General features: G+C 41.9%; 14 protein-coding genes. 10 read left to right on the top strand and 4 right to left on the bottom strand.

The window, feature by feature from the left end:
- Positions 1–1,551, bottom strand: a 1,551-nt coding sequence (ftsH, locus tag VF500_RS31715) for an ATP-dependent zinc metalloprotease FtsH (RefSeq protein WP_330863496.1), incomplete at its 3' end; no start/stop codon positions are given.
- A gap of 90 nt (positions 1,552–1,641) precedes the next feature.
- Positions 1,642–2,016, bottom strand: coding sequence for a ribosome silencing factor (gene rsfS, locus VF500_RS31710; protein ID WP_330863495.1), 375 nt, complete (start codon positions 2,014–2,016; stop codon positions 1,642–1,644).
- Positions 2,017–2,063: 47 nt separating this feature from the next.
- On the opposite strand from rsfS, the gene VF500_RS31705 reads away from it, so the two are divergent.
- From VF500_RS31705 to pfkA, 4 genes are all read left to right on the top strand, one after another.
- On the top strand, positions 2,064–2,837 hold the full coding sequence (locus VF500_RS31705; protein ID WP_330863494.1) for a biotin--[acetyl-CoA-carboxylase] ligase: 774 nt from the start codon (positions 2,064–2,066) through the stop codon (positions 2,835–2,837).
- Positions 2,838–2,856: 19 nt separating this feature from the next.
- A complete protein-coding gene (locus VF500_RS31700; RefSeq protein ID WP_121232447.1) occupies positions 2,857–3,309 on the top strand; it encodes a protein-disulfide reductase DsbD domain-containing protein in 453 nt (150 codons plus the stop codon).
- Positions 3,310–3,329: 20 nt separating this feature from the next.
- Complete coding sequence (locus VF500_RS31695) at positions 3,330–5,084, top strand: protein-disulfide reductase DsbD family protein (protein ID WP_330863493.1); 1,755 nt, start codon at positions 3,330–3,332, stop codon at positions 5,082–5,084.
- Positions 5,085–5,227: 143 nt separating this feature from the next.
- Positions 5,228–6,208 carry a 6-phosphofructokinase gene (pfkA, locus tag VF500_RS31690; protein WP_330863492.1) on the top strand — a complete coding sequence of 327 codons (981 nt, stop codon included), beginning with the start codon at positions 5,228–5,230 and terminating at the stop codon, positions 6,206–6,208.
- A 33-nt stretch (positions 6,209–6,241) separates the two neighbouring features.
- On the opposite strand, the gene VF500_RS31685 is transcribed toward pfkA, so the two are convergent.
- Positions 6,242–7,612, bottom strand: a complete 1,371-nt coding sequence (locus VF500_RS31685; RefSeq protein WP_330863491.1) for a PAS domain S-box protein — start codon at positions 7,610–7,612, stop codon at positions 6,242–6,244.
- A gap of 53 nt (positions 7,613–7,665) precedes the next feature.
- Positions 7,666–8,202, bottom strand: coding sequence for a 5' nucleotidase, NT5C type (locus VF500_RS31680; protein WP_330863490.1), 537 nt, complete (start codon positions 8,200–8,202; stop codon positions 7,666–7,668).
- 222 nt (positions 8,203–8,424) lie between these two features.
- Here VF500_RS31680 and VF500_RS31675 point away from each other — a divergent pair, with 222 nt between their 5' ends.
- The 6 genes from VF500_RS31675 to VF500_RS31650 form a co-directional block, all read left to right on the top strand.
- Complete coding sequence (locus VF500_RS31675; RefSeq protein WP_121232439.1) at positions 8,425–8,949, top strand: 30S ribosomal protein S16; 525 nt, start codon at positions 8,425–8,427, stop codon at positions 8,947–8,949.
- A gap of 121 nt (positions 8,950–9,070) precedes the next feature.
- Positions 9,071–9,598, top strand: a complete 528-nt coding sequence (gene rimM / locus VF500_RS31670) for a ribosome maturation factor RimM (protein WP_330863489.1) — start codon at positions 9,071–9,073, stop codon at positions 9,596–9,598.
- A gap of 164 nt (positions 9,599–9,762) precedes the next feature.
- Positions 9,763–10,233, top strand: coding sequence for a hypothetical protein (locus VF500_RS31665; RefSeq protein ID WP_330863488.1), 471 nt, complete (start codon positions 9,763–9,765; stop codon positions 10,231–10,233).
- Entirely contained in the window at positions 10,230–10,667 is a 438-nt protein-coding gene (locus VF500_RS31660) for a hypothetical protein (protein WP_330863487.1), read from the top strand. Before VF500_RS31665 ends, VF500_RS31660 begins: the two co-directional genes overlap by 4 nt.
- Positions 10,664–10,864, top strand: a complete 201-nt coding sequence (locus VF500_RS31655) for a helix-turn-helix transcriptional regulator (protein WP_330863486.1) — start codon at positions 10,664–10,666, stop codon at positions 10,862–10,864. The genes VF500_RS31660 and VF500_RS31655 overlap by 4 nt, the downstream gene beginning before the upstream one ends.
- Positions 10,865–10,880: 16 nt before the next feature.
- Positions 10,881–11,107: hypothetical protein (locus VF500_RS31650; RefSeq protein WP_330863485.1), on the top strand; the 227-nt coding region annotated here is incomplete at its 3' end.

Below are 11,107 nucleotides of genomic sequence, written 5' to 3'. Positions count from 1 at the left end.
AGCATAACCCAACGCCGCAACACCACGAGGAACTATAGATACCTTAACCAAGGGATCAGCATGTTCCAGGAACCAGCCTGCAATAGCGTGACCAGCTTCGTGGTAAGCAACAATGCGTTTTTCTTCGGGAGAGATGATCTTGTTCTTTTTCTCCAAACCGCCGATAACGCGGTCGATTGCATCCTGGAAATCGGTCATATCAACCGACTCTTTATTTTTACGGGCGGCAATCAGCGCGGCCTCGTTACAAACGTTAGCAATTTCGGCACCTGCAAAACCCGGAGTTTGTGCCGATAATTTTTTGGCATCAACACCGTCAGATAATTTGATAGGTTTCAAGTGAACTTTAAAGATCTGCTCACGACCGATCAGATCCGGTTTATCGATAGATACCTGCCTGTCGAAACGTCCCGGACGCAATAACGCTGAATCCAGTACATCCGGACGGTTAGTTGCAGCTAAGATGATGATACCCGAATCGGTACCGAAACCATCCATTTCAACCAGTAACTGGTTCAGGGTGTTTTCGCGCTCATCATTACCGCCTACTATATTGTTTTTACCACGGGCACGGCCGATAGCATCAATCTCATCGATAAAGATGATACAAGGTGCTTTGTCTTTTGCCTGGCGGAACAGATCACGTACACGTGATGCACCTACACCAACAAACATCTCCACAAAGTCAGACCCTGATAGAGAGAAGAAAGGCACCTGCGCCTCGCCGGCAACAGCTTTGGCAAGCAATGTTTTACCAGTACCAGGCGAACCTACAAGCAGCGCGCCTTTAGGGATTTTACCACCCAGGTTGGTATATTTCTTAGGATTTTTCAGGAAATCCACAATCTCCATTACCTCTTGCTTGGCTTCTTCCAAACCGGCAACGTCATTAAATGTAACGGTTACCTGGGCTTCTTTATCAAACAGGGTTGCTTTTGATTTACCAATGTTAAAGATCTGGCCGCCCGGACCACCGCCCGAACCACCGCTCATGCGGCGCATGATAAAGATCCATACACCGGCAAACAATATCACCATGATAACGCCCTGTACCAGCCAGTTTGATAACAGGCTTTCATGGCCCTGCTCAAATTGCAGTGATACTTTTTGATCATCAGGTACATCTTTCTGTGCATCGGCAATTGATTTTTTCAGGCTCTCGTAAGAAGCATCTGTAAAAGTAAACTGCGGGCCGCTGCTGGTATTACTTGTATTAAAAAAGTTTTTGTCTTTAGATACGTTGCTGGCAAAATATGGCTTTGACAAGCTTTGTTGTTTAATGTAAACATCTGCCATTACCAGATCGCCGCTTTTATAAGCTACGATTTTTTGAACATCATTGGTACGAAGCATGTTTGCCTCAAACTCCTGAAAAGTAACCGGTTTGCCAGATCCGCCGTTCAACAAGGCAGGAATCAGTAAAAAAGCCAGGATAACAATACCATATAACCACATGATATTGAATTTAGGCGGCTTTGGTGAGGGCTTCTTGTTCACAATTTTTCGGATAGGTCTTGGATTTTCTGATTTAGAATCTTTAATATCTTTCATTTCTTTTAACGAGCTCAAACTTACAATCTATAATTTAAATTTTACGCGGTAACAGTAAGACTATGCGTTGAGCCTTTTTGTGACGGTTGTTTATGCACTTTTATAATATTTAATATCGGCATCTCCCCACAAATCCTCCACTCCATAAAACTCACGTTTATCGGTCCTGAAAACATGAATCACAACATCCACATAATCAAGCAGGATCCACTCGCCATACTCAAGACCCTCTTTGCGCCAGGGCTCGATTTGGGTGGCTTTGAAAATTTCATCCTCAATGCTATTTGCTATAGCTTTTACCTGTGTCGACGAATCAGCATGGCAGATCACGAAATAATCTGATACCGAACTGAATATATTACGAAGGTCTAACCTTATAATATCATTGCCTTTTTTCTCCTGGATACCATGTATTGCCAGCTCTGAAATATAGGCAGATTCACTTAACACTTTGTTTTTTACCATCAAAAAGAATTAGTTTTGAACGTTTTTGAGTATAAAATTATTACACCTTGCAAAATAACATATTTTCAGGATTATTTGTTGGTCAAAATTTGGTAACAATTAAACAAGTTGACTCAACAAATAGTTTTCTTAAAAATCTATTGTCAAATTCCAAGCCAGTACCCGAAGGTACGGTCATTATGGCAGAAGAGCAATACGCCGGTCGTGGCCAGCAGCAAAATACCTGGCATAGCGAACCTGGAAAAAATCTTACTTTCAGCCTTTTATTAAAGCCCCATTTTTTATCCGTTGGCGATCAGTTTGATCTGAACCGCGCAGCGAGCTTAGGGGTATATGATGCCTTGCACCCTATTTTGGGCGATCAGTTAAAAATCAAATGGCCTAATGATATTTATTACGGTGACAGGAAACTTGGCGGCATGCTCATTGAAAATACCATACAGGGTACGCAGCTCAAAGACTCGGTTATTGGCATAGGATTGAACATAAACCAGGAAAATTTCCCGTCCGGCGCATCAAATGCCACTTCTGTCAAACAAATCTTACAAAAGGATTATGATTTAACCCTGTTATTATCGGAAATTTGCAAATACATTGAGGTATACTACCTTAAATTAAAGGCCGGGCAAATTGATTTTGTAAGGAACGCTTATTTAAGTCGACTATACTGGTTAAACGAGGTTAAAAACTTTGAGTCAAACGATGGAGTTTTCAATGGCACTGTAAAAAACGTACTGCCAAATGGCTTGCTGGTAATTGAAGATACTAATGGCAGGCAACTGGAGTTTAACCTTAAGGAATTGAAATTTTTAAACAAATAATAAAAACTACAAAACACAAATGAAGAAACTATTGGTATTGGTAACCGCGCTAATCATCAGCGCCGGCGCTTACGCCCAGATCGAATCGCCGGTAAGGTGGTCGTACGCGGCAAAAAAGGTAAATGACAAAGAAGCTGTGGTATTTTTGAAAGCAACCATACAAAACGGCTGGCACATTTATTCACAAACCGTAAAAGACGGCGGCCCAATAAAAACCTCATTTGATTTTACCCCGTCAAAATTATATGCCGCTGTTGGCAAAACTACCGAGCCAACTCCTGTAACCAAATACGAAAAATCATTCAGCATGAATGTAAGTTATTTTGAAAAGGAAGTTGTTTTTAGCCAAAAGATCAGTTTAAAATCGCCCAAAGCAACAGCAGTTACAGGTAAATTAACCTACATGACCTGTAACGATATGAAATGCCTGCCACCAGAAGATGTTGATTTCACTATCCCTTTAGGTAAATAATTCAGCACCCCTTAACAGTCATGAAATTATTAAATAAAGGTGCTTCCCTGCGCGCCGGGCTTATCACATTAATTACCCTGATCATTCTTAACATAGCCGGAGCAAACCCGGTTTATGCTGTGCAAAAAAAAGCTGCCGATACTACAGTATCAGCAGCCGATGTTACATTTACTGATATCCCCACTGCTGCTGATAGCGTAGCCATCAGGAAAAAGCATGCCGATTCGGTAAAAAAGGCAGAAGCGGCTAAGGTTACCAAAACAACTGCCAGTGCTTCAAAAACAGCAGAAAAGCCAAAATCCCTTTGGCAGATCTTTATTGAAGGACTGTTAGGCGGTTTCACCGCGGTAATTTTGCCTTGTATCTATCCATTGCTGCCTTTAACAGTGAGCTTTTTTACTAAAAAAAGTGGCAGCAAGAGCAAAGCTGTTATGCAATCGCTTATTTACGGCGTATCGATCATCGTAATTTATGTTACGTTAGGCTTGTTGATCTCTATCATTTTCGGATCGGACGCGCTTAACGAACTGGCCACAAACGGCATATTTAATATTTTCTTCTTTTTACTGCTCATTGTGTTTGGTATTTCCTTTTTGGGTGCCTTTGAAATTGTGCTGCCAAGTAAGCTGGCCAATAAGCTGGATGAAAATTCGGATAAAGGCGGTCTTGCAGGCATATTTTTCATGGCAGCAACACTTGTTGTGGTTTCATTCTCTTGTACCGGTCCTATTATAGGTACACTGCTGGTAGATGCCGCGTCAAAAGGCGACCGCCTTGGCCCCGCAATGGGCATGTTCGGTTTTTCGCTGGCCCTGGCTTTACCGTTTACGATATTCGCTTTATTTCCTTCGGCACTGAAAACACTACCTAAATCAGGAGGGTGGTTGAACAGCGTTAAAGTTGTACTGGGTTTCCTTGAGCTTGCCTTTGCATTGAAATTTTTATCAAATGTGGATCTGGCTTACCACTGGAACTGGTTTGATCGCGAGATATTTTTATCGCTATGGATAGCCATTGGTTTGATGATCGGGCTTTACCTGATCGGCAAGATCAAATTCTCGCATGACAGTGATGTAAAGCACCTTACTATCCCGCGTACCTTCCTGGCTATAATTGTATTTGCATTTGTTATTTACATGATCCCGGGCTTATGGGGCGCACCTTTAAAATCAATCAGCGCGTTTTTACCTCCTGAGGCTACACAGGATTTTAACCTTTCAAGTATTCCGGATGGTTCTGGATCAGCAACAGCTCCGTCGGCGGCTGTACCTGCAAGCATTGGCGAACGCAAATATGCCGCGAACTACATCCGTATTAAAACCAAGGGACTGGATGCCTGGTATGATTATGACCAGGCGCTACAGGTTTCAAAAGCCCTGCATAAACCGATACTAATTGACTTTACCGGCTTTAACTGTGTTAACTGCCGTAAAATGGAAGCAAACGTATGGTCGGATCCGCAGGTGTTTAGCCGCATTAAAAATGATTTTGTGCTGCTTCAACTCGTTGTTGATGACAAAGCAGAGCTACCTGCTGCAGAACATTTTGTATCAGATTACAGTGGCAAAAAGATCACCACACTTGGCGGTAAATGGAGCAATTTGGAGGCACAGCGCTTCAATTCAAATTCGCAACCATTATATGTGATGCTTGACAGCGATGGCAACTTACTGAAGGATCCTTCGGGAGCTGAAATACCAACATCGCCGGCTAATTATGACATAGCCAGCTACCTTAAATTTTTAGACAGTGGCATAGCCGCTTACAAAAAATAGAGACCGGGTTAAAAAAATAAGTGTAAATTCGCGCAAAATTCAAATTCCGCGTTTTATTGGTTAGCGGGGTTTAAATTGATAACAATATTTACAACCCTAATTAGTTATGAATAGGTTAGCCTGTTTATAACCAAAACAAAAAAATGACTCAGATCAAAAATATCGGCGTTTTTACTTCAGGTGGTGATGCACCGGGGATGAATGCTGCCATAAGGGCGGTTGTACGTACTGCCATGTATTACGGAATTGAGGTTACGGGCATCCGCCGTGGTTATGACGGTATGGGCAAAGGCGAATTTGTTACCATGAACCGTAAATCGGTTTCAAATATTATACAACGCGGTGGTACTATCCTTAAAACCGCAAGGTGCGATGATTTCAGAACACCAGAAGGCCGTAAAAATGCTTATGAACAACTGGTAAATAATAAGGTTGATGCATTGGTAGCCATTGGCGGCGATGGTACGTTCACCGGCGCTAAGGTTTTTGGCAGCGAGTATGACATCCCGGTTGTTGGCCTGCCAGGTACAATTGATAATGACCTTGTAGGTACCGACTTTACCATTGGTTATGATACCGCTATTAACACTGTTGTTGATGCTGTTGACAAGATCAGGGATACTGCCGAATCACATGACCGTTTATTTATTGTAGAAGTAATGGGCCGCGACTCAGGCCTGATCGCTTTACGTACCGGTATCGCAACCGGAGCCGAAGCTATCCTGATCCCCGAAAGCAAAACCGGACTTGAAGGTTTATTTAACCGCCTTGAGTTTGGCCGTAAAGATAAAACCTCGCGTATAGTAATTGTTGCCGAAGGTGACGATACTGCGGGCGGAGCTTTTGAGGTTGGTCGTTTGGTACAGGAAAAGTACCCTAACTATGATACCCGTATTTCTATTTTAGGCCACATACAACGTGGCGGTGCACCAAGCTGCATGGACAGGGTACTGGCAAGCCGCGTTGGCGCTGCTGCTGTTGAAGCTTTAAGAGATGGGCACCGTAACGAAATGATAGGCCTTATCAATGGCGAAATTGCTTATACTCCGTTTGAGCATGCCATTAAACACCACCAGGGCATCGATCCAAACATGATCAAACTTGTTGAAATGCTTTCTATGTAATTTCGGCTAAAACGATAAATAAAAGAGCCCGTACTAATTAGTGCGGGCTCTTTTATTTGGCATAGTGCTGTCAACAACAAGCCTTATGGCCGCGTCAATCTCGGCACTTACGGTAAACAGGTGCGCTATGATCTCCTCATTTTCGGGGTTATAGAAATCTTCGTGGTCCATTAAGCTGATAAGCCCCAGCATACTTGCCACCGGCCGGCGCAATTCATGCGAGCTTAAAGAGGCTATGTTTTTTAAACGCTCGTTTTGGTCAACAAGCTCCTTTTGTATTTTAAGCCTGTCAGTAATATTATGGCCAAAGCAACCTGCACCTATAATATCGCCGGTTGCTGTATAAATAGGGTTAAAGCTAACTTCAAAATATAAACTGCGCCCATTCATCGGGTCGATGCTTTCACTGACAATTGAGTAACGTTCGCCATTTAAGGCGCGATTGTAATAAACAGTCCAATCGTCAATTATTTGCTTGCTAAAACCGCTATCTTCATAGGAGGACTGCCCTTTACAAGGCATTACACCTGTTAAATAAGTTACTTGCTCAACGTAAGCCTGGTTCATATACATATACCGAAGTTCCCGGTCAACCGACCAGATATGGTCCCGGGTATTATTGATCAATGCCTCGAGGCTGTCTTTTATTTGCAAAGCTTCTTCGCGCATTTGCATTTGAGGTGTAATATCCCTGCCTATGCCCTGTACTTCAACCACCGATCCATCATCGTCAGTTATGGAAACAAATTCCCATTCGGTATCATGAAGGCTCCCATCCTTAGCAGGCTTTTTATGAACAAGCCTGACGATCTTGCCCGGATTATTAACACAATTCATAAAAGCCTCTTCACAAAGATGCGCCTCCTGCGGGATCGTGGTTTTTGAAAAATGGTGCCCTATTATTTCAGCCTCATCATAACCAAAGGTTTTTAAAAACCGGCGGTTAACAAAGCTAAATTTACCATTGATATCTATCCTGATCAGGAAATTGGTTTGCGAGTCAATAAGCGAGTTAAGAAACTGCTCGCGCGGCCCGGGTTTATCAAAAGGGGCAGGGGCCGAAATAACAGCCGGGGTAGTACTGATACTACATAATATGATTTTATGGCCGGTAAGCCCGTCAATAGCAAGCGTCCTGTTTTCTGTTAGCTGTTTCTGACTGGCCTCAAGGCGATAAGTGATTTGAATAGATCCGTTCAAGGCAAGCCCTTCCGTAAGCTGCTTTACCTCGGCAATCACTTCAGGGTTTACCAACCCGCTCAAAAAATCAACATTTTGATGAAGATGATCAATCCCCACATCAAAAAGGCTATAAAAGCTTTCGGTTACAAACAGACACTTCTGTTCATCAATATCAAAAACAATGGTACAATTTCCGTTTGCAGCCGGGTTTGGGTTAAACATGTAACAAGCAGTGAATACTTAAAGGTATAGCTATTTATATGATAAACAAATAACTACAATAATTTAGCAGCAACATCCTGCCAGGTGTTTACCCGCTCATAATCCGTAAGCAGCATGTTGTGAGGAGAGGTATAGAGTATCTTCCGGCCGTTAAATGTGGCGAAATTTTTAATTCGGTCGTCAATCATGATATCTACATCCAGGATCTTGTGCCCGCAAAAAATAATGTTTGTCCACGAAATAAAAGGAAAATGCTCTTCAAGCCATTCCTGCTTATCTTCTAAAGAATATTTAAATTCCATAGCTGCCGATGCTATGTATACATCATATTTTTCATGCAGGGCTTTCACCACTTCCTGTGCATCGGGCATTACAGGGATATCCCTGAAAAAACCGCGCTCATTGATATAAACCCGCAGGGTTTCGCTCAGGTGCGGCGGTAAGATCTCCCTGAACTCCTTACCTTCCATATTGCCGAGGCTTATTTCTTCATTATGCCTTTCTTGATACATGCTGATGAATTTGCCAATAGTATCGGCAATAACTTCATCCATATCAATAGCTATCCGTGTTTTTCTGTTGATGCTCATGGCAGGTAAGTTCCGATTTTTTTAAATTACTGCAATGTTAAGTTTTAAAAAAGCACCTGAAACCGACAATTAATTAACCACTCACCTGATCAACTCAATCAACCACTCACTTAAAAGATAAATAATTAATTATCAGCTATTTTAAATTGCAATAAAAATTAATACCTTTGCATCCCCGCAGAAAGAACTCCGGGGATAATGTTGAATACATAAAAATTTACAATGGCAACTAAGATCAGACTACAAAGACACGGTAAAAAAGGCAAACCTTTTTATTACATCGTGGTAGCAGACTCACGCGCTCCACGTGATGGACGCTTCATTGAGCGTTTAGGTTCATACAACCCAAACACAAATCCAGCAACTATTGACATCAATTTCGACAAAACTTTAGATTGGGTTAACAACGGTGCCCAGCCTACAGATACTTGTCGTGCAATCCTTTCATACAAAGGTGTGCTTTACAAAAAACACTTACAAGGTGGTGTTAAAAAAGGTGCTTTAACCGAAGAGCAACTGGAAACCAAATTTGCTGAGTGGCTTGACCAAAAAGACAGCAAAATCACCGGTAAAAAAACCAGCCTTAACGTTGCTAAAGACGAAGCCCGCAAAGCTGCTTTAGCTGCTGAAGCTAAAAAGAGCGAAGAAAAAGCTGCTGCTATTGCTGCTAAAAACGCTCCTGTTGCCGAAGAAACTGAAGCTCCTGCAGAAGATGCAGCAACTGAAGAAGCTGAAAGCGCAGAATAATTATTTGATTAAGCGTACAGAACGCAAGAAAACATTTTATCTTGAATCTTTACGTTTGATTTCTTAAATCCGAATAATGGCGAGGCAAACAGCTTCGCCATTATTGTTTAACTCATTTTATATGAAAGCTGAAGATCATTTCAGGATAGGTACAGTTTTAAAAACCAAAGGCCTGAAAGGCGAATTGCAGATCTACGTTGATTTTGATGGTATTGAAGATATCAAGTTCAATGCCCTATTTATCGATATCGCCGGGAAGATGATCCCTTACTTTGTATCATCTATCAAATACCTGCAAAAAAACAACGCCTACCTTAACCTGGAAGATGTTGATACCATTGAAAAAGCATCGGTACTGGCTAAACGCGATATCTATCTGCCCATTAAGCTAAAACCCAAAAAGAGAAAAGCCGAATTTACATTGAATGATGTAGAAGGCTTTATTGCGATAGATGAAACCCACGGCGAACTGGGCGAGATCATAACCGTACAGGAATACCCTCAGCAATTGATTGCTACCGTGCAGTACAAAAACAAAGAGGTACTTTTCCCGCTCAACTTAGAGATCATTAAAGGTATCGATGTTGAAGGTGGCGAGATCTATATTGATCTGCCGGAAGGATTGCTCGATATTTATCTGGAAGGTTAGTTGTTTCAGATACAAGAATTCAGAATAAAGAAACAAGATTTTTGAATCCAATGCCCGTGTCCCCACGGGCATTTTTTATTGGATAGATTTCAAAAAATATTTTGTCAAATATATTTGACATTTGTAAAGTTTGTTTTACTTTTGGTAAGCCAAACTTTACAATTATGAAATCACGATTCTTATTTCCGTCAAAAGCCCGGTTCCTGGGGCTGTTTTTATTTTTAGCAGGAATTGCTTTTTTTATTTATTCGCAGAACAGCTCAAAGGAGATCTTTGTATGGCACAGTTTCTCAACTGGAAACAGTTCCTGGGGAGCTTCCAGGGATGAATCCTTTGATGATGAAATTCAACTGTTCCTGATATTATCCGGTTTAATTTTATTAGCGTTTTCGAAAGAAGCCGTAGAAGACGAACATATAGTACAGCTTCGTTCCGATTCGTTACAGTGGGCTGTATATGTTAACTATGTGGTTTTCGCGGTAACTATCTTCGCTGCATACGGACTCAACTTCCTGATGTTCACGATGTATAATGTATTAACCCTACTGGTGTTTTTTATCGTCCGTTTCAGGTGGAAGATGTTTTTATTAAACAGAGGTTTAACAACAGAGGTTAAAGGAGCAACGCAATCATGAAATCACGTTTTTTATTCCCGCACTGGTTCAGGTACCTGGGGTTGGCCCTTTTCCTGATCCATATCCCTATTGTGATGTTTAAAAAAGAAATGGGCTTCAACATGCACGATGAACCCGTAAGCGACCACCTATTTAACAGCCATCATATCTTTTTCATGACCACAACGCTGCTCATGGCTATAGGCCTGTTCTTTATCGCCTTCGCTAAAGAACGCATTGAAGACGAACAGATTTTTAAACTCCGTCTTGATTCCCTGCAATGGGCTATTTATGTAAATTATATACTTTTGGTGGTGAGTTTAATATTAAGTAAAGACACCGAACACATTTTGTTTTTAAATTTATTGGTACCGCTTGTGTTTTTCATCGTTCGTTTCAGGTGGAAGATTTTTCAGAACAACCGCCTCATCAATAAGGAAGAGGGGCAGGCATGAAAAATAACATCAGGGTTGAACGCGCCATCAAGAACATCACCCAGGCCGAGCTGGCAGAGCTTATCGGGGTATCGCGGCAAACCATCAATACTATTGAAAGTAACCGGTATGTCCCATCTACCGTGCTGGCTTTAAAAATAGCCCGCGTATTTGGCAAACCTGTTGAAGATATTTTTTCGTTAGACAACGAGGACTAACCAAACCAATATAACCATGGCAACAAAACCAACTTTCGCGCCGCAGTTAGCCATTCCGCATGGTGTAACCGATATCAGCTTTTACATTAAAGCTTTAGGCGCGGTCGAGCTCAGGCGTTTCAGCAATGATGACGGCAGCATCCATGTGTCCGAACTATCGGTAGATGGCACTCTATTCCACCTGCATGAGGAAACGGAGCGAACCGCTGTACTTTGCCCGGATACCGTAAAGGCCACCAGTGT

The organism is Mucilaginibacter sp. (assembly GCF_036383575.1).
GTDB lineage: Bacteria > Bacteroidota > Bacteroidia > Sphingobacteriales > Sphingobacteriaceae > Mucilaginibacter.
This window is presented reverse-complemented; position numbering and strand designations above follow the sequence as displayed.